The 17,537-nt window shown below is 61.9% G+C and carries 18 protein-coding genes; 6 read left to right on the top strand and 12 right to left on the bottom strand.

The annotated features are described in order from the left end of the window. Window positions 1-14: 14 nt before the first annotated feature. The 3 genes from ACVI9W_RS09080 to pcaH all read right to left on the bottom strand — a co-directional run bounded on the left by ACVI9W_RS09080 (window position 15) and on the right by pcaH (window position 2,236). Window positions 15-791: an IclR family transcriptional regulator gene (locus tag ACVI9W_RS09080; RefSeq protein WP_461529807.1), complete on the bottom strand. Its 777-nt coding sequence runs from the start codon at window positions 789-791 to the stop codon at window positions 15-17. A gap of 108 nt (window positions 792-899) precedes the next feature. Further along, on the bottom strand, window positions 900-1,505 hold the full coding sequence (gene pcaG / locus ACVI9W_RS09085) for a protocatechuate 3,4-dioxygenase subunit alpha (RefSeq protein WP_461529808.1): 606 nt from the start codon (window positions 1,503-1,505) through the stop codon (window positions 900-902). A gap of 11 nt (window positions 1,506-1,516) precedes the next feature. Next, entirely contained in the window at window positions 1,517-2,236 is a 720-nt protein-coding gene (gene pcaH / locus ACVI9W_RS09090) for a protocatechuate 3,4-dioxygenase subunit beta (RefSeq protein ID WP_157194323.1), read from the bottom strand. Between the two features lie 200 nt (window positions 2,237-2,436). Here pcaH and ypfJ point away from each other — a divergent pair, with 200 nt between their 5' ends. Together ypfJ and ACVI9W_RS09100 are read left to right on the top strand one after the other, a co-directional pair. Continuing rightward, the gene (gene ypfJ / locus ACVI9W_RS09095; RefSeq protein WP_461529809.1) at window positions 2,437-3,318 is read left to right on the top strand and encodes a KPN_02809 family neutral zinc metallopeptidase; all 882 of its coding nucleotides are present in this window, start codon (window positions 2,437-2,439) and stop codon (window positions 3,316-3,318) included. Window positions 3,319-3,517: 199 nt separating this feature from the next. Next, the gene (locus tag ACVI9W_RS09100) at window positions 3,518-5,437 is read left to right on the top strand and encodes a methyl-accepting chemotaxis protein (protein WP_461529810.1); all 1,920 of its coding nucleotides are present in this window, start codon (window positions 3,518-3,520) and stop codon (window positions 5,435-5,437) included. Window positions 5,438-5,528: 91 nt separating this feature from the next. On the opposite strand, the gene ggt is transcribed toward ACVI9W_RS09100, so the two are convergent. The 3 genes from ggt to ACVI9W_RS09115 all read right to left on the bottom strand — a co-directional run bounded on the left by ggt (window position 5,529) and on the right by ACVI9W_RS09115 (window position 8,868). Next, on the bottom strand, window positions 5,529-7,196 hold the full coding sequence (gene ggt / locus ACVI9W_RS09105; protein ID WP_461529811.1) for a gamma-glutamyltransferase: 1,668 nt from the start codon (window positions 7,194-7,196) through the stop codon (window positions 5,529-5,531). Window positions 7,197-7,313: 117 nt separating this feature from the next. Beyond that, window positions 7,314-8,210, bottom strand: a complete 897-nt coding sequence (locus tag ACVI9W_RS09110; RefSeq protein WP_461529812.1) for a LysR substrate-binding domain-containing protein — start codon at window positions 8,208-8,210, stop codon at window positions 7,314-7,316. A 67-nt stretch (window positions 8,211-8,277) separates the two neighbouring features. Next, window positions 8,278-8,868 (bottom strand): NADPH:quinone oxidoreductase MdaB, encoded by a 591-nt coding sequence (locus ACVI9W_RS09115; RefSeq protein ID WP_038614936.1) that lies wholly within the window; start codon window positions 8,866-8,868, stop codon window positions 8,278-8,280. A 198-nt stretch (window positions 8,869-9,066) separates the two neighbouring features. Here ACVI9W_RS09115 and ACVI9W_RS09120 point away from each other — a divergent pair, with 198 nt between their 5' ends. Beyond that, window positions 9,067-9,381, top strand: coding sequence for a putative quinol monooxygenase (locus ACVI9W_RS09120; RefSeq protein WP_157194327.1), 315 nt, complete (start codon window positions 9,067-9,069; stop codon window positions 9,379-9,381). Here ACVI9W_RS09120 and ACVI9W_RS09125 read toward each other — a convergent pair. After that, window positions 9,371-10,135 (bottom strand): sulfite exporter TauE/SafE family protein, encoded by a 765-nt coding sequence (locus ACVI9W_RS09125; protein ID WP_461529813.1) that lies wholly within the window; start codon window positions 10,133-10,135, stop codon window positions 9,371-9,373. The two genes, ACVI9W_RS09120 and ACVI9W_RS09125, sit on opposite strands and share 11 nt — an antisense overlap. A 77-nt stretch (window positions 10,136-10,212) precedes the next feature. Between ACVI9W_RS09125 and ACVI9W_RS09130 the strand changes: the two genes are divergently transcribed. Continuing rightward, window positions 10,213-11,139: a LysR family transcriptional regulator gene (locus ACVI9W_RS09130; protein WP_461529814.1), complete on the top strand. Its 927-nt coding sequence runs from the start codon at window positions 10,213-10,215 to the stop codon at window positions 11,137-11,139. A gap of 47 nt (window positions 11,140-11,186) precedes the next feature. Next, window positions 11,187-11,531 (top strand): cupin domain-containing protein, encoded by a 345-nt coding sequence (locus tag ACVI9W_RS09135; protein WP_038614945.1) that lies wholly within the window; start codon window positions 11,187-11,189, stop codon window positions 11,529-11,531. Between the two features lie 102 nt (window positions 11,532-11,633). Here ACVI9W_RS09135 and mmsB read toward each other — a convergent pair whose 3' ends face one another. After that, entirely contained in the window at window positions 11,634-12,521 is an 888-nt protein-coding gene (gene mmsB, locus ACVI9W_RS09140) for a 3-hydroxyisobutyrate dehydrogenase (RefSeq protein ID WP_461529815.1), read from the bottom strand. A gap of 10 nt (window positions 12,522-12,531) precedes the next feature. Then, a complete protein-coding gene (locus ACVI9W_RS09145; protein ID WP_038614951.1) occupies window positions 12,532-14,058 on the bottom strand; it encodes a CoA-acylating methylmalonate-semialdehyde dehydrogenase in 1,527 nt (508 codons plus the stop codon). Window positions 14,059-14,195: 137 nt separating this feature from the next. On the opposite strand from ACVI9W_RS09145, the gene ACVI9W_RS09150 reads away from it, so the two are divergent. After that, complete coding sequence (locus tag ACVI9W_RS09150) at window positions 14,196-15,143, top strand: LysR family transcriptional regulator (protein ID WP_461529816.1); 948 nt, start codon at window positions 14,196-14,198, stop codon at window positions 15,141-15,143. Here ACVI9W_RS09150 and ACVI9W_RS09155 read toward each other — a convergent pair. The 3 genes from ACVI9W_RS09155 to ACVI9W_RS09165 are packed head-to-tail and all read right to left on the bottom strand — an operon-like array spanning window position 15,140 to window position 17,487. Continuing rightward, window positions 15,140-15,589 (bottom strand): OmpA family protein, encoded by a 450-nt coding sequence (locus tag ACVI9W_RS09155; RefSeq protein WP_461531808.1) that lies wholly within the window; start codon window positions 15,587-15,589, stop codon window positions 15,140-15,142. The genes ACVI9W_RS09150 and ACVI9W_RS09155 overlap by 4 nt on opposite strands. A 54-nt stretch (window positions 15,590-15,643) precedes the next feature. Continuing rightward, a complete protein-coding gene (locus ACVI9W_RS09160) occupies window positions 15,644-16,915 on the bottom strand; it encodes a diguanylate cyclase domain-containing protein (protein ID WP_461529817.1) in 1,272 nt (423 codons plus the stop codon). After that, window positions 16,912-17,487 (bottom strand): YfiR family protein, encoded by a 576-nt coding sequence (locus ACVI9W_RS09165; protein ID WP_461529818.1) that lies wholly within the window; start codon window positions 17,485-17,487, stop codon window positions 16,912-16,914. Before ACVI9W_RS09165 ends, ACVI9W_RS09160 begins: the two co-directional genes overlap by 4 nt. Window positions 17,488-17,537: the final 50 nt, after the last annotated feature.

Raw genomic sequence — 17,537 nt, forward strand, 5'->3', positions numbered from 1 at the left:
TGTCCCGCGATGGATCAAACGAACAATTCGGACGCAGGACTTGCCGCCGATAACTCCGCCGCCGCCGCCAGCAGCACCGGCGCCAGCGCGTGCATTCGCGCTTCACTCATCCGCGCGCTGGGCCCGGCAACGCTGAGCACCCCCACCGTATGACCATCCACGGGATGGCGCACCACTGCCGCCAGTGCCGAGGTGCCCACCGCCGAACTTTCTACCACCCAGGCATAACCATGCTCACGGGCCAGACGCAAGCGCTCGAGTAATTCAGCTTTGGAGGCAGGCGCGTTGGGGCCGAACTCCTCGCGCTTGGCGATGCCCTGGCGTTCGACCAGCTGCAAGGCTTCATCATCACTCAGGCTGGACAGCCAGGCGTGTCCGGAAGCGGTGTAGAACAGCGGCGCATCACGGCCCATGTCCGGATCGTAGCGCAACCCCGAACGCGCGCCCTGGGCCTTGGCGATCCAGGTCTGGCGGTCACCCTCGACCACACCCAGGCGCACCAGTTCACCGGTGTTGTGGGCCAGCTCATCAAGGATAGGTTGAACGATGTCAGCGCCGCTGCTGGCCAGGTAACGAAAGCCCATGGCCACCAGACGAGTGCTCAGGTGATAGCGACTGCTCTCCAGGTTCTGGCGCACATAACCGAGCCGCATCAACTCGGCGAGCATGCGATGCGTGGCACTCTTGGGAATGTCCAGCTCATCGGCCAGGGTCTGCAGGGGCAACCCGCGCGGTTCGCTGGTGAGGCGTTCGAGAAGGCTGAACGCGCGTTCGATCTGACTGCCGGCCATGGTCATGGTCCCTGAAATTTGTGCCGATTTTAAAGAGCCACGGCGAAAGCGCAAATTTAAAGGGACAGGCACAATCGCGGGGCAAGCCCCGCGACAGGCGCACACACATCAGAAATCGAAAAACACCGTCTCGCCCTCACCCTGAATGCGGATGTCAAAGCGATACGCCAACTTGCCATCCACCTCACAGCGGGTCGCCACCAGGGTCTCGCGCCGCTGCGGCTGCTCGATCAGGTTAAGCACCGGACACTGGGCGTTGGCCTGGGCCTCGTCATCGAAGTACAGACGCGTCTGCAGATGGATGTTGATCCCGCGGGCAAACAGGCTGACGTTGATGTGCGGCGCCATCGGCACGCCAGCCGCGTTGCACACCACACCTGGCTTGACGGTGTGCAGGGTCCACTCACCCGCATCGAAGGTGGTGGCGGTGCGGCCGAAGCTGTTGAACGGTTGCTCCAGGTCGAAATCGCCCTGGTACTGGCCATTGTGGTCGGCCTGCCAGAACTCCAGGAACGAATCCCTGACCAGATGGCCGTTACCGTCATAAACGTTGCCGAACACCAGGATATGTTCACCCGGCGCATCGGCCCGGGCCATGCGGTTCCAGATCTCCTGGTCGCGGGTCGGGTTGCCGGCGGCCTCCAGGGCCAAACCAATGTGCACATACGGGCCGGCAGTCTGCGAAGGGGTTTCCGGCAGCAGTTCGATAGGCATGGGAAACCTCCTCAGCGGTTTTCGAAGTGGGTCTTGCGCTGGCCGCGCAGGACGATGTCGAAGCGATAGGCCAGGCAATCCATCGGGTTGGCGTTGCTCATGTCCAGCCGCGCGATCAGGCTCTGCACCGCCTCGGGGTTGGCGATCGACTTGACGATCGGGCACATCGGGATCAACGGATCACCTTCGAAATACAGCTGGGTGATCAAGCGGGTGGCAATCGACGGGCCGCTGATCGACACATGGATATGCGCCGGACGCCAGTCATTGGGACCATTGCGCCAAGGGTACGGACCCGGCTTGATGGTGCGGAAGCTGTAGTAACCCTCGCTGTCGGTCAAGGCACGACCAACGCCACCGAAGTTGGGGTCCAGCGGTGCCAGGTAACGGTCGTTCTTGTGACGGTAGCGGCCACCGGCGTTGGCCTGCCAGATTTCCACCAGGGTATGTGGAACCGGTTTGCCGTACTGGTCACAGACACGCCCGGCGAGAATGATCCGCTCGCCAATGGGCAGCCCGCCGTTGTTGAAGTTGAGCAGCAGGTCATGGTCATGCTGGCCGAACTTCAAGTGAGAAAAGTCCGGGCCTGTGCTTTCGCTGATCGACTGCGGAATGCTCACCAGGGCCTGACGCGGCGAACGGGCAATGGAAGTTTTGTAATCCGGAGTAAGGGCCTTCGGGTGCCAGTTGCGATCACGGATAGCGAAGCGACTATTGTCTTGCGCAGACATGCCGTTCTCCTGTCTTGGAATTATTGGAACGCCTGGGCGTGGCAGGCGAGCTTGCAGTTTCCGGCATGTCCGGCCTGAGGAATATTGAAAATAACCCCGCCTTGGATAACCAAATGGTTATGTGTCTATCAGGAATCTGACAGAGCGATACGCGGTGAACTAATCTTTGTGCTCATGTTTCCAAGCGCGGGAGAGCACTCATGCAATGGCGAAAAGGCAGGCGTAGCGACAATGTGGTCGATGCCCGTGGCGAGGGTGGCGGCGGCATGCGCTTCGGCGGTGGCAAGGGCCTGAGCATCGGTGCGATCCTGCTGATCGTCGGCATCGGCTGGATGACCGGGCAAGACCCGCTACAAATCCTCGGCCAGTTGACCGGACAGATGGGCCAGCAGAGTGCGCCAGTCAGCACCAACACCGGCAAGGCACCACCGGCCAACGACGAGCAAGCCGAATTCGTCGCCTCGATCCTCGGTGACACCGAAGACACCTGGCGGGCGATCTTCGCCCAGGCCGGGCGCCAGTACAAAGACCCGACCCTGACCCTGTTCAGCGGCCAGATCAACTCGGCCTGCGGCTTCGCCTCCTCGGCGGTCGGCCCGTTCTACTGCCCGGCTGACCAGAAGGTCTACCTGGATATGAGCTTCTTCCGCGAAATGGAACAGCGCTTCGCGGCTGCCGGCGATTTCGCCCAGGCCTATGTCATCGCCCACGAAGTCGGCCACCATGTGCAGACCCTGCTCGGGGTGTCGGCCAAAGTCCAGGCCGCGCGTCAGCGGGGTGAGCGGATGGAAGGCGATAACGGCCTGCTGGTGCGTCAGGAACTGCAGGCCGATTGCCTGGCCGGCGTCTGGGCGTACCAGGCGCAACAACGCCTGAACTGGCTCGAACCCGGCGATATCGAGGAAGCCCTGAACGCCGCCAACGCCATTGGCGACGACCGCCTGCAACAGAAAGGTCAGGGCCGAGTGGTGCCGGACTCCTTTACCCACGGCACCTCGCAGCAGCGTGTGCGCTGGTTCAAGACCGGCTTTGCCAAGGGCGATATCAACCAATGTGACACCTTCACCAGCCGCGCCCTCTAATCCCCTCCTGTAGATCTGCGGCAGCCCTGAGCCTGCCGCGGAAATACGCCGAAACTACCGTTGAGCATTTTTGCTGAAAAAGCGTTTCAGCTCCGGCGCAAGCCGCCGATATATCCTGCTCAGAAGATCGGCTGGCCTTCAAAAACAACAACCTTCCAGCGATATGGATCAAGAAGCACAACATTCCTGGAGGGATCGTATGAATAGCTGGTTTGCCAACATCAGCGTCAACCTGAAACTCGGCCTGGGCTTCGGCCTGGTGCTGCTGCTCACCAGCCTGCTGGCCCTGACCGGCTGGAACAGCATGGGTGGGCTGATCGATCGCAGTAACTGGATGAGCGACATCACCCAGCTCAACGGTGACCTGACCGATCTGCGCATCACCCGCCTGCAGTACATGCTGACCAACGGCGACGATGCCGCCGCCGGCGCTGTCCAGGTCAAGTTGAATGCCTTCAGTGAACAGCAGCAAAAGCTGCTGAAAAGCTTCAAGAGCCCGGAAAACGTCAAGTTGCTCCAGGAACTGGGCCAGACCATCAGCGCGTATCAGATTTCGATCAACAAGATGCGCGCCGGCTACAAGACCAGCATGGCCGCGCGCGATGCGATGAACCTGGCCGCTGCACGCGCCATCGACCTGGTCGAGGCGATCAACCGCGACATCCTCGCCCTGCCTGAAGGTGACGCCAGCCGCCTGGAGCAATTCCGCACCATCACCCAGGCCAAGGAGCAGCTGTTCCAGGTGCGCCTGGCCGTGCGCAGCTACATTGCCGACATCAGCAGCGAAACCGAACAACTGGCGCTGCGCCAGCTCGATGGCGCCCTGGCCGAGATCGCCAGCCTGAACCGCCAGATGCCAAACGAAGCAGCACGCATCCAGCAGTTCGAAAGCGCAGTGCTGGCCTACCGTGACGCCGTGCGTCAGTTCCGCGATGCCACTGCCGATGTTGCTGTCGCTCGTCAGGAAATGACCGTACAAGGCGCCACCATCGTCAAGATCAGTGACGCGCTGTACAAGATCCAGCTCGAACGCCGTGACAACGAAAGTGCCCAGGCCCGTACCCTGCAGCTTACCGCCACGCTGCTGGCGTTGCTGGTTGGTGTGCTGGCCGCGGTGATCATTACCCGCCAGATCACCCGGCCGCTGCGCGAAACCCTGGCCGTGGTGGAAAAGATCGCCGCCGGCGACCTCACCCACGACCTGCGCGTTACCCGTCGCGACGAGCTTGGTGTGCTGCAACAGGGCATCCAGCGCATGGGTTCGACCCTGCGCGATCTGATCAGCGGCATCCGCGATGGCGTCACCCAGATTGCCAGCGCCGCCGAAGAACTATCGGCCGTGACCGAAGAAACCAGCGCCGGGGTCAACAGCCAGAAAGTCGAGACCGACCAGGTCGCCACCGCCATGCACGAAATGGCCGCCACCGTGCAGGAAGTCGCGCGCAATGCCGAGCACGCTTCGTCTGCGGCAACCGACGCCGATGCGCAAGCGCGAGCCGGTGACCAGGTGGTTGCCGAGGCGATCAGCCAGATCGAACGCCTGGCCGAAGAAGTGCACCGCTCCACTGAAGCCATGGGCCTGCTGCAACAGGAAAGCCAGAAGATTGGCAGCGTCATGGACGTGATCAAGTCGGTGGCCGAACAGACCAACCTGCTGGCGCTCAACGCCGCCATCGAAGCGGCCCGTGCCGGTGAAGCCGGACGTGGTTTTGCCGTGGTTGCCGACGAGGTTCGTGGCCTGGCCCAGCGCACGCAGAAGTCCACCGAAGAGATCGAAGAGCTGGTCGCCGGCCTGCAGAGCGGTACTCAGCAGGTGGCCAATGTAATGCTCGGCAGCCGTAACCTGACCGACAGCAGCGTCGAACTGACCCGCAAGGCCGGTGCCTCGCTGGAAAGCATCACCCGCACAGTGTCGAACATCCAGTCGATGAACCAGCAGATCGCCGCGGCAGCCGAGCAGCAGAGTGCGGTGGCCGAACAGATCAGCCGCAGCATCATCAACGTGCGCGATGTGTCGGAACAGACAGCAGCGGCCAGCGATGAAACCGCGGCGTCCAGTGTTGAACTGGCGCGTTTGGGTAATCAGTTGCAGACCATGGTCAGCCACTTCCGCGTGTAAAGCACTACCTCGGTGGGAGCGGGCTTGCCCCGCGATGCGATTTGCCTGACAGATCGCTATCGCGGGGCAAGCCCGCTCCCACCGGGATTAGTTACTTAACGACCTGCCCTACCCCACGCCCACGCGGATCGGAAGCAGTTTCCAGCGCCGTACCACTCACACGGATCGCCTGGATATCGCCCATCTCCCAACCCTGATCTTCCAGGGTGTAGCCCATCTTCTTCAGCTCATCCGCGACCTTGCCGGTCAGTGGTGCATAAGCGTCAAAGTAAATGGTGTCCTTAGGCAGCAACTGGTGATGCACGCGCTGCGCGGCTACAGCTTTTTCCAGCGGCAGGTTGTAGTCATACAGGTTGTTCAGCACCTGGAAGATCGAGGTGAAGATCCGCGAACCGCCCGGTGTACCCAGTACCAGGGTGACCTGACCATCACGGGTAACCAGCGTCGGCGCCATCGAAGAAAGCATGCGCTTGCCCGGCTCAATGGCGTTGGCGTCGCCGCCGACTACACCGAAGGCGTTGGCCACACCCGGCTTGGAGCTGAAGTCGTCCATCTCGTCGTTAAGCAGGAAACCTGCACCTTTAACCACCACACCACTGCCGTAGTCCCAGTTCAGGGTGTAAGTGTTGCTGACCGCGTTACCCTGTTTGTCGACGATGGAGAAGTGCGTGGTCTGATGCGGTTCCAGGCCCGGACGGACTTTCTCGGTGTCGGAGATGGCGGTCGGATTGACCTCCTGGGCACGCTTGGCGATGTAGTCTTTGGCGATCAGCTTATCCACCGGCACCTTGGAAAAATCCGGGTCACCCAGGTAGTCGGCACGGTCAGCGAACACCCGCTTCTCGATTTCCGCCAGCAGGTGAATGTAGCGCGCCGAGTTCAGTTCGACACCCTTGAAGTCGGTCGCACGGTTTTCCTTGATGCCCAGCAGTTGCGCCAGCGCGACCCCGCCGGAGCTTGGCAGCGGCGCGGTATAGACCATATTGCCGCGCCACTCGATGCCCATCGGCTCACGCCACACCGCTTTGTAATCCTTGAGGTCGTCTTTGCTGATCAGGCCCTTGTCGGCCTGCATCTGCGCGACCAGCAGGTCGGCGGTCTTGCCCTGGTAGAACTCGCTGACACCTTTGTCGGCGATACGCTCCAGGGTTTGCGCCAGCTCCGGCTGCTTGAAGGTCTCGCCGACTTTCATGTTGCCGAAATAATCATTGAAGTTGGTGCTGTCCTTGAACAGGCCCAAAGCATCTTCACGGTATTGATACTGCTTGGCAGCGATCTTGAAACCGTTCTTGGCGTAGCCCACGGCCGGGGTGATCAGCTCGGCCCATGGCAGCTTGCCGAACTTCTGATGCGCCTCCCACAAGCCCATCACCGTACCCGGCACGCCAGCGGCGCGGGAACCGACCAGGCTCAGGTTCTCGATGATCTCGCCCTTTTCATCCAGGTACATGTTGCGGCTGGCAGCCTTGGGCGCCACTTCGCGGTAGTCGAGGAAGTAGGGTTTACCATCCATGTACAGGGTCATGAAACCGCCGCCGCCGATGTTGCCGGCTTCGGGGTAGGTCACGGCCAGGGTGAAGGCGGTGGCGACAGCGGCGTCTACCGCGTTACCGCCCTTCTTGAGAACTTCGGCGGCCACCTGTGCACCATATTGATCGGGTGCGGCCACCGCGCCACCTTCCAACGTCACAGCGTAAGCCGATGAACTGGCGAGTATTGCGGCACTCAGGCCCAGGGTTCGGAACATCACAACGCGCATGAAAGCTTCCTTGGTGTTGTTTTCGTTGAACAGCCATTAAGGCTGATGTCAGAAAACTAATCAAACACCGCAGGAAAAATCGCCGCTCGCAGGAAGCTTATGTCGCAGCGAGAGCGATCAGCAGGCGTAGACCGCCAGCTTGTGCTGGATGAAATCGAGGAAGCACTGAATGCGCAGGGCCAGCTGCGAGTTGCGGTAATACACCGCGTTGATCGGTTGCCGATAGCCACTGTTGTGCCCGGGCAAAACCACCTGCAAACGGCCGCTGCGAATATCTTCGTGAGTCATGAAGTGCGACAGACAGGCGATACCCTCACCGGCCAGGGCCAGCTCGCGCAAGGTTTCACCGCTGGAAGCCGACAGGCTCGGACGAATCAGCAGGCGGTCCCCCTCGACATGGCGCAACGGCCAATGGTTGAGGGTTTCGGTCTGGGTAAAACCGAGCAGCGAATGCGCCTGCAGGTCTTCAACCCGCTCCGGTGTGCCATGGCGCGCCAGGTACTCGGGGCTGGCCAGTACGCTCAGCGGGCTGCAACCGAGGGAGCGGGCATGCAGGCTGGAGTCGGCCAGCTCGCCGATGCGAATGGCGACATCGGTGCTCTGTTCGATCAGGTCGATGATCAGGTCACTGGTGTTGAGCTCCAGCTGGATCTGCGGGTACAACGCGCGGAACTCGCCGACCCAGGGCACGATGGCATGCAGCATGAAGGGCAAGGCGGCATTGATGCGCAGGCGTCCGGAAGGCGTCTGGTGATGCACCGACAGGTGCTCTTCAAGTTCGTCCATCTGTTGCAGGATCGACTTGGCCCGTTCGAAGAAGAATCGCCCTTCTTCGGTCAGGTCCATGCGCCGGGTGGTACGGTTGATCAGCGTCGTGCCGAGCTTGGCTTCCAGGCGCGACAGGGTGCGGCTGATCGCCGAAGGCGTCTGCCCGCTCTGTTCGGCGGCGGCGGAAATCGAGCCACACTCGATCACCGAGACAAACACCTGTAATTCATCGGACCTGGCTTTCACGGCTGTACCTTGGGGTGAGCAACAGCCGTGATAGATAGCCGCTTGGCGCGGCCAGCGCAAGGTTTCATCAGGCCGGGATCTGGAAAACCCGGGCCAGGTGCTGCTCGTAGGCGGCCACTGCGGCTTCGACGTTCGGGCGCTTCATCACATCCACCGCCAGGTAGGTGGGCAGACCGCTCATGCCAAGGAACTGGTTGGCCTTGTGGAACGGGAAGTACACCGCATCGACACCTTTGCCTTCGAAGAAATCGCTCGGGTCATCAAACGCCTGCTGTGGCGCGTTCCAGGTCAGCGAGAGCATGTACTGCTTGCCATGGATCAGACCGCCGCTGCCGTACTTCTGCGAGGCATCGGAACGGGTGCGACCGTCGTTGGCATACAGGCTACCGTGACCGGCAGTGAAGACTTCATCCAGATACTGCTTGACGGTCCAGGGGGCGCCCATCCACCAGCCCGGCATCTGGTAGATGATCACGTCGGCCCAGAGGAACTTCTGCACTTCTTCAGCGTTGTCGTAACCACCGTCGATGTAGGTGGTCTTGATGTCGAAACCGGCGCGGTCGAGGAAGGCCAGGGCGGCCTCGTGCAGGGTCTCGTTCAGGCGGCCATCGGAGTGGGCGAATTTTTTACCGCCGTTGAGCAACAGGACTTTTTTCATCACTTGCCTCATCTGTCGTTCGATCCGCTGCGCTGTCTGCGACGGCCTGGGACCGGTTGAATTTGGTTGGCGGCAGATTAGGGGATGCACTGCGCGGGAAAAACCGTCGTCGGGGCAAAATACTTTTGACTGAAAAGCACGAATCACACCTACATTATTGAAATAAAATCAGGTCCTCTCCCACCAGAGGTCGACCTCATGAGCGAACCCTACGGCTTCATTCTCAAAGCCAAGACCCGTCCGGAACAAGCCGAAGCCTTCGAAGCCCTGTTCCGCGCCTATGTCGAGCCAAGCCGCGCCGAACCTGGCTGCATCGAATACCACATGCTGCGCGACAAGGAAGATCCAAGCCTGTTCGTGTTCTACGAAATCTGGGCCAGCAAGGCCGCGCTGGACGTGCACTCGGCCCTGCCGCACATGCAAGCGTTCTTCGAAAAGCGCATGGACTACCTTGAGCGCGACTTCGACATTCAACTGATCGAAATGCTCAGCCCGTCCTCGGCTAGCCGTTGAGCAACAGGTGCACGCCTAGCACTGCCAGGCCGGCAAAAAAGCAGCGCTTGAACAGAGCCGCACTGATGCGCTGGCGCAGCCACTGGCCGCACAGCATGCCCAGCAGCGCTGGCGCCAGCACCAGCAGCGACGCGCCCAACGCCTCGGCGCCGAGCGCGTCCTGGCCGGCCAGGCCCAACGCCAGGGCCAGGGTCGAGACGGTGAAGGACAGGCCGAGTGCCTGGACCATCTCGTCGCGGTTCAGGCCCAGCCCCTGCAGGTAGGGCACCGCAGGAATGACAAAGACACCGGTGGCAGCGGTGATCAGACCGGTCAACAGTCCGCAGAGGGGCCCCAACCTGCGCTCCCATGCCAGCGGCACACTGAAACCACGCCCGAACAAACCGTACAGCGCATAGACCAGCAATGCGCCGCCCAGTGCCTGTGCCGCCCACTCGCCGCTGTTGATGCCCAGCCAGGCACTGCCCAGCAGCGTACCGATGAAGATCATCGCCAGCATCGGCCACAGCCGCCGCAACAAGGCCGGCAGATGCCCGCCCGCCGCCAACTGCCAGAGGTTGGTCAGGGTCGAGGGGACGATCAACAGGGCCGCAGCCTGCGCCGGTGACATAGCCAGGCCCAGCAGGCCCATGGCGATGGTCGGCAAGCCCAGGCCGATAATACCTTTCACCGCCCCCGCCAGCAGAAAGGTGAATGCCACCAGCAGTGAAAGCGCCGGGCCGATTTCCTGATAAAAACCAAATAGGGTCGTCATGCGCCGATGTTGCCTGCGATACGGGCGCCTGAAAATCTGCCATATACTGAGCCAGACTATTGCCCAGGCAGAGGCTCATGCATTTTGATCTGATCGACCTGCGACTGTTCCAGCACACCCTGGAGTGCGGCAACATCACAGCGGGCGCACAACGCAGCCATCTGTCGCTACCGGCCGCCAGTGCGCGGATCCGCGCCATGGAAGCCTCCCTCGGTACGCCCTTGCTGGAGCGGAATCGCCGTGGCGTGCAAGCGACGCCCGCAGGCAAAGCCCTGCTGCAACATGCGCGCTTGATCGGCCAGCAGGTCGAGCGCCTGCAGTTCGACCTGGGCCAATACGCTCAAGGCCTGCAAGGCCAGGTACGGCTGTTGTGCAACACCGCGGCCCTGAGCGAATACCTCCCGGAATTGCTCGCCGGTTTTCTCGCCGACCACCCGGCCATCGCCCTCGACATCCAGGAATTGCCGAGCCTGCGTATCGTCCAGACCATTACCCAGGGTGCGGCGGATATCGGCATCATTTCCACCGCCGCCGCCAGCGAGCATCTGCAAACCCTGCCCTTTCGCGACGATCCGCTGGTGCTGATCATGGCGCCGGGGCATCCCTTGGCAGCACAATCCGGGCTGCGCTTTGCCGACACCCTGGAGCATGGCTTTGTCGGCTTGTCGAGCGACAGCGCCCTGGCCCTGCACCTGGAAGAACAAGCCCTGCACCTGGGGCGGCGGATGCAGGTCAGGGTACGGGCGGAGAGCTTCGACGGGGTGATTCGCATGGTGGCCCACGGTGCCGGCCTGGGTGTGGTGCCACTGGCAGCCGTCCGACGCTGGCAGGGTGTGCTGGCATTGCACAGCATGAAGCTGGAGGAACCTTGGGCGCAGCGCCAGTTGCTGCTTTGCTCCCGCGACTTCACGCGCTTGCCGGGGCATGGCCAGGCCTTGGTGCGCTATCTGCGTGAGGCGCAGATCGAGCGCTCGACGTCGACCCCAGACAACTCCCCCGGTTAGATCGGACCTATGGTGACGGACCTCTCATCAGATCATCTGGAGCTGACATGTCCGATTTCATCACCGTTCTACGCGACACCTGCCCTACCCCTGTGCTGAATGCGACCAAGTGGAAGCGTATCGGCGGCGACCCGCACACGGTGAACCTCAACGCCTACCTGTCCGAGGATGGCAGCAAGATCATGGGTACCTGGATCTGCACCCCGGGCAAGTTCGAAGTGAATTACGAGAAGTGGGAGTACTGCCATTTCCTCGACGGCTACTGCGTGATCACCCCTGAAGGTGAGCAGCCGGTGCATCTGAAAGCGGGCGACGTGTTCGTCATCGAACCGGGGATGAAAGGCACCTGGGAGGTGGTGGAGACCGTGCGCAAATACTTCGTTTTTGCCTGACGACTTCAGGGCTGCTGCACAGCCCATCGCTGGCAAGGCCAGCTCCTACAGAATCAGGTGTGCGCAGTACCTGTAGGAGCCAGCCTTGCTGGCGATGCTCTTTTACTCGGGCTTGCGATAGCCTTCGACAATCGCCGAGAAATCCTTGCCGCCGTCACCGCGCAGGCTCATGGCCTGGTACAGCTGCTGCGCCACAGCACCGAGGATCACCGGCTGATGCGCCTGACGCGCCGCCTCGGTGGCCAGGCCCAGATCCTTGAGCATCAGCTCGGCACCGAAACCGCCGGTGTAGCCACGCGAGGCCGGAGCCGTTTCGATGATGCCCGGCCACGGGTTGTAGGTGTCCGAACTCCAGCAACGCCCGGTGGAGCTGTTGATGATGCCCGCCAGCACTTTGGTGTCGATGCCCAGGGCATTGCCCAGGGCCATGGCTTCCGACACACCGATCATCGAGATGCCCAGCAGCAGGTTGTTGCAGATCTTGGCAATCTGCCCGGTCCCCACCGCACCGCAATGCACAATGTTGCGGCCCATCTGCGCCAGCACCGGCTGCAGCGTGGCGAACAATTCATCGCTGGCGCCGACCATGAACGTCAGGGTCCCCGCCGCCGCACCACCGGTGCCGCCGGACACCGGCGCATCGGCCAGGTCCACGCCCTGCTTCGCTGCGGCCGCCGAGACTTCACGGGCGGTCTGAGGATCAATCGTGCTGCAGTCGACCACTGGCGTACCGGCACGAACACCGGCCAGCACACCGTCTTCGTTCAGGTACACACCCCGCACATGAGCGGCGGCTGGCAGCATGGTGATGACCATGTCGCTCTGCTGCGCGGCATCGCGCGGCGAACTGCTGACCTGCCCACCGAGCTCGGCAAGCTCGGCCAGTACGGTCTTGTTCAGGTCGAACAGTTGCAGTTGATGCCCGGCCTTGATCAGGTTGCGCGCCATCGGCGCGCCCATGTTGCCCAGACCGATAAATGCAATACGCATGATCAACTCCTTAGCGCAGGCTGATGGTGGTGTTCACACCGTCGTTGACGCTGTCGTCATCGAACCAGCGGCTGGTGACAGTCTTGGTCTGAGTGTAGAACTGCACCACTTGCTTGCCGTACGGGCCCAGGTCACCAAGCTTGGAGCCACGGGAACCGGTGAAGCTGAAGAACGGAACCGGTACCGGAATCGGGATGTTGATGCCGACCTGACCGACGTCGATTTCGTTCTGGAACTTGCGCGCCGCAGCGCCACTCTGGGTAAACAGGCCGGTGCCGTTCCCGAAGGGGTTGCGGTTGACCAGGGCGATGGCTTCGTCGAGGGTATCGACTTCCAGCACCACCAGCACCGGGCCGAAGATTTCCTGGGTGTAGATCTGCATGTCGGTGGTCACCCCGGAGAACAGGGTCGGGCCGACGAAGTTGCCTTGCTCGTAGCCTGGCACGCTTACATCACGACCATCGAGTTCAAGCTTGGCGCCTTCCTTGATCCCGCTTTCGATCAGGCCCAGCACACGCTCCTTGGCGCGTTTGGAAATCAGCGGGCCGACATCGGTGCCCGGCTCATTGCCGGCATTGACCTTGAGGTTGGCCGCCAGCTCTTTGAGTTCCGGCAGCCATTCGCGTGCCTTGCCTACCAGTACCGCCACCGAGGTGGCCATGCAACGCTGACCGGCCGCGCCGAAGCCGGCACCGACCAGGGCATTGAGGGTCTGGGTACGGTTGGCATCAGGCAGCACCACCGCGTGGTTCTTCGCGCCCATCATCGACTGCACACGCTTGCCATGCTGGCCGGCGAGGTTGTAGACGTGGGTACCGACTTCGGTGGAGCCGACAAAGGAGATCGCCTTGATGTCCGGGTGTGTGCACAAGGCATCGACCACCTGCTTGCCACCGTGTACGACGTTCAGCACACCGGCCGGTACACCGGCTTCCAGCGCCAGCTCCACCAGCATCATGGTCGACAATGGATCCTGCTCGGACGGCTTGAGCACGAAGGTGTTGCCGCAGACGATGGCCATCGGGAACATCCACAGCGGGATCATCGCCGGGAAGTTGAACGGGGTGATACCGGCGCAGACCCCGATCGGTTGACGCAGGGTGTAGGTATCGACACCACTGGCGACGTTCTCGGCGAACTCGCCCATCTTCAGGCTACCGATGCTGCATGCGTGCTCGACCACTTCCAGGCCGCGGAAGATATCGCCTTCGGCGTCGGCAATGGTCTTGCCCTGCTCGGCGCTGAGAACCACGGCGATGCGCTTGGAGTGTTCACGGATCAAGGCTTGCAGCTTGAGCATGATGCGCATGCGCGCGCCGAGCGGGGTGTCACGCCAGGTCTGGAAGGCACGTTGGCCGGCGGCGATGGCGGCGTCGACTTCTTCAGCAGTGGCGAACGGCACGCGGGCGAGTACTTCTTGGGTGGCCGGGTTGACCACGTCACGCCATTCGCTGGTTTTCGATTCGACCCACTGGCCGTCGATCAGCAGCTTGACCTGGTCGACCTTGGTCTGGCCGGGAGTAAGGGATGCGTTCATGTGCGTTCTCCTGAAATTGTTGTTAGGGAGAGATCGACGTCGCCGGGGTAGCCTCGACGGACGCTTGGGTCTAGGGCTTGTTTTGGAGTATAGATGTGCAAAGATCCAATAAAAACGCACATAAAAGCCGGACCAACATGCAAAAAAACATCACCTCTCTGGGCGCCCTGAACTGGGATGACCTGAAGTTTTTTCTTGAAGTGGCCCGCACCCGCAAGGCCAGCAGCGCGGCCAAACGCTTGGGGGTGGACTACACCACGGTGTCACGGCGGATCAGCTCGCTGGAACTGGCGCTGGGCACCTTGCTGTTCGAAAAGTCGCGGACCAACGGCTTTATCCTGACCGCCGAAGGCCAGCGCCTGCTCAGTTATGCCGAGTCGATCGAAAGCACCCTGCACATGGCCTGCGAGCAGGTTTCAGGTTCCGGCGTGGCGCTTTCCGGGCATGTGCGCATGGGCTGCACCGAGGGCTTTGGCAGCTTCTTCGTCACCCCGCAGTTGAGCCACTTCGTCGATGCCTATCCGGCCATCTCCGTGGACATCCTGCCGCTGCCGCACTTCATCAGCCTGTCCAAGCGCGAAGCGGACATCGTCATCGCCCTGGAGCGCCCGGAACACGGGCCGTATGTCTGCTGCAAACTGTGCGACTACCGCCTGCGCCTGTACGCCACCCAGGAGTATCTGGACAGCCACGAACCGATCACCCGCAGCAGCGACCTGGCGCATCACCAGTTCATCAGTTACGTCGACGACCTGGCCTTCAGTTCAGAGTTGCTGTACCTGGCCAACCTGATCCCGGCCGCCAGCGCCAACCTGCGCAGCACCAGCGTGATCGCCCAGTACGTGGCGGCTCAGCAGGGTCGCGGGCTGGCGATTCTGCCGTGCTTTCTGGCCGCACAGGACCCGCGCCTGGTGGCGATTCTGCCTGAAGAGGTGGAGATTACCCGGCAGTTCTGGATGTACTGCCGCGAGGACCTGCGCAAGTTGAAGCGGATTACCCTGTTGTGGGATTACATCCGCGAGGTGACCGAGCGCAACACGCCATTGCTGATGGGCGAGTCGCGCACGATGGACTTCGCCGATTAGTCGGAAGCGACCACGATAGCCACCCGACGGTTTTCCATGCGCCCGGCGCGGGTGTCATTGCTGGCCACCGGTTCACGGCTGCCCAGCCCGCGGGTTTCGACGTTCTCCGGGCGCATGCCGACAGCGGTCAGGACGTTGGCCACGCTCTTGGCCCGGCGCAGCGACAGCTGCTCGTTATAGGCGACCCTGCCCGAGGAGTCGGTATGACCATCCACCCGCACCCGCTGGATATCCACCGACAACAGTGACTTGCCGATACGCTCGACAATGCTCCGGCTCTCAGTGTTGAGCGAGTCCAGGTCACTGCCGAACAGCACCTTGCCTGACAGGCCGAACTCCCAGCCTTCGTCGGTCAAGCGGAAACCTTCCTGCTTGAGCAGGGCAATCTGTTCAGCCGTCAGGCCTTTGGGCGGCACACTTTGGCAACCGCTCAGGGCCAGCAGCATCAGCGCCAGCCAGGCAAAGTGGAAACGCAGGTATCGACTCAGGTGTGTCACGGTTCAGCTCCTGTTTTTTACATGATTGGCAGAGCTCTCCGTCTCTGCCGCTTGCCACTGGCCACGGGTGTTTCGCTTGGCCTGATACATCGCCGCGTCGGCGGCGTTCAACAAATCCGACGGCGTCTGACCGTCATCCGGGAAGAAAGCAATGCCGACACTCAGGGACGTGACGATGCTCTGCCCTTCTCCCAGACGAACAGGCAGACGCATGCTGGCAATGATTTTCTCGGCAATGCGCTGGGCATCCTCGCGGCTGTGAAGAGGTGTCAGCAGCACGGCAAATTCGTCACCGCCCAGGCGCGCTACCAGATCATTCTCGCGTAGCTGCGCGCGTACCCGGGTGGCGACGCTGACCAGTACTTCATCACCGGCCGCATGGCCATGGCTGTCGTTGATGTCCTTGAAGTTGTCACTGTCGAGAAACAGTAGCGCCATGTGCTCCCGGTACTTGCTGGCATTACGCAGCGTGCGGCTGAGCCGGCCTTCGAAAAAGGCTCGATTGGGCAAGCCGGTCAAGCTGTCATGGCTGGCCTGGTGGGCGAGGCTTTCGTTCTCGCTCTGCAGATGGCTCTGCCAGCTTTCCAGTTCGTCGAGCAAGGCATTGAAGTCATTGCCCAGCTCATTGAGCTCGGCAATCTGCGCCTCAGGCACACGACGGTCGAAGCTGCGTTCACGCCGCGCGGCGTGAGCCACCGTGGCCAGGCTGCGCAAGGGGCCAACGATATCGCCGAACATACGCCGCGACAGGTACAACGCGCCAAGGGCGCTGAGTACGGTACAGAGGAGGATGCCGGCCAGGCCGCTGAGCAGGAAGCGCACCAGGCTGCCACCCTGCCCTGTCAATTCGATATGACCAACCTGCTGGCCTTGATGTAGCACCGGCATGACGATTGGCTCTGCCAACAGGCTACGAGCCACTCGTTGCTCCATCTGCGCGAGCAAGCTGTCATCACTGCGCTGCCAACGGGCGAGCAACTGGTTGCTATCGTCGAACACTTTGGCATCAGCCACCTCTTCTGTAGAGGCAATCAGCGCCAGAGCTTCATTCGCCGCGCTGCTGTCGTTGAAGACCACGGCGGCTTCAACGGTGTAATTGATCGAGCGGGCGATCAGGTGCAGGTTGTGATTGGCATACACGCGCAGCGCCAGCACGCCAAGCACCGTCAGGGCAACACCTGCCAGGCCCACCGCCAGCAAGGCCACGCTCAAGTGGCGACGCCCCAGCACTGCGCGCAGGGTCGGACGCTGACGCCCCCAGCCAAAGCCGATCATGGCTGTGTCGCCCGTCGCCGCGACAACTGCAGCACCGAGGGATGGATGCGCACGCCGCTGCGCGCTACCGAATCAAGGTTGACCTCGAACGCCACCTGACGGTCGCTGACCCGCAGGCAAAACACACTGCCCACTGTGCAAGGATCGTCGGCTTCGCTGATGCTCAATACCGGATGACCACTGATAGCGCTGAACAACTGGGAGCGTTCGTCCGGGCTCAGCTGGCCAAGATAGATTGCATCGCACTCATCGGTGATGCGCGGGTCACCGGCCAGCAAGCGCCGCACCACTACCGGCCGGCCAGTGGCTTGCGTGGTGCCCTTGACTAGATCATCGGCGTATTCGGTGGGACCGACCAGGCACAAGCGCAACTGATCCGGTTCCACCGGCCAGCGGGCGTAGCTGAGAATGCCCAGGACCACCTGAGTCACGGCAGTGGCGCGCTGCTCGGCCAGGGTCGAGGTCGGTTTGGTCTCGGCAGAGGCCAGCGCGCCGAACAGCAGCGGCAACGCAGCCATCAGCGAGCGCCCCCGACTCGTCACACGTCCCGAGGTCGGGGCGGCCACTTTCATCAAGGAAATCTCTTACAAACAAGCGGGATAATGCCGCAACGATAGCACAG

The sequence above is a fragment of the Pseudomonas sp. 210_17 TE3656 genome (assembly GCF_054821965.1).

Coding starts and splice junctions, on each gene's coding strand:
- ACVI9W_RS09125 (WP_461529813.1), bottom strand. CDS start 10,135: ATGACGACCCTATTTGGTTTTTATCAGGAAATCGGCCCGGCGCTTTCA.
- ACVI9W_RS09155 (WP_461531808.1), bottom strand. CDS start 15,589: ATGCTGCTGGCCCTGAGCGGTTGCCAAAGTGTGCCGCCCAAAGGCCTG.
- mmsB (WP_461529815.1), bottom strand. CDS start 12,521: ATGCGTATTGCATTTATCGGTCTGGGCAACATGGGCGCGCCGATGGCG.
- ACVI9W_RS09080 (WP_461529807.1), bottom strand. CDS start 791: ATGGCCGGCAGTCAGATCGAACGCGCGTTCAGCCTTCTCGAACGCCTC.
- ACVI9W_RS09145 (WP_038614951.1), bottom strand. CDS start 14,058: ATGAACGCATCCCTTACTCCCGGCCAGACCAAGGTCGACCAGGTCAAG.
- ACVI9W_RS09165 (WP_461529818.1), bottom strand. CDS start 17,487: ATGAAAGTGGCCGCCCCGACCTCGGGACGTGTGACGAGTCGGGGGCGC.
- ACVI9W_RS09150 (WP_461529816.1), top strand. CDS start 14,196: ATGCAAAAAAACATCACCTCTCTGGGCGCCCTGAACTGGGATGACCTG.
- ggt (WP_461529811.1), bottom strand. CDS start 7,196: ATGCGCGTTGTGATGTTCCGAACCCTGGGCCTGAGTGCCGCAATACTC.
- ACVI9W_RS09130 (WP_461529814.1), top strand. CDS start 10,213: ATGCATTTTGATCTGATCGACCTGCGACTGTTCCAGCACACCCTGGAG.
- pcaH (WP_157194323.1), bottom strand. CDS start 2,236: ATGTCTGCGCAAGACAATAGTCGCTTCGCTATCCGTGATCGCAACTGG.
- ACVI9W_RS09115 (WP_038614936.1), bottom strand. CDS start 8,868: ATGAAAAAAGTCCTGTTGCTCAACGGCGGTAAAAAATTCGCCCACTCC.
- ACVI9W_RS09120 (WP_157194327.1), top strand. CDS start 9,067: ATGAGCGAACCCTACGGCTTCATTCTCAAAGCCAAGACCCGTCCGGAA.
- ACVI9W_RS09100 (WP_461529810.1), top strand. CDS start 3,518: ATGAATAGCTGGTTTGCCAACATCAGCGTCAACCTGAAACTCGGCCTG.
- ACVI9W_RS09135 (WP_038614945.1), top strand. CDS start 11,187: ATGTCCGATTTCATCACCGTTCTACGCGACACCTGCCCTACCCCTGTG.
- ACVI9W_RS09160 (WP_461529817.1), bottom strand. CDS start 16,915: ATGATCGGCTTTGGCTGGGGGCGTCAGCGTCCGACCCTGCGCGCAGTG.
- ypfJ (WP_461529809.1), top strand. CDS start 2,437: ATGCAATGGCGAAAAGGCAGGCGTAGCGACAATGTGGTCGATGCCCGT.
- pcaG (WP_461529808.1), bottom strand. CDS start 1,505: ATGCCTATCGAACTGCTGCCGGAAACCCCTTCGCAGACTGCCGGCCCG.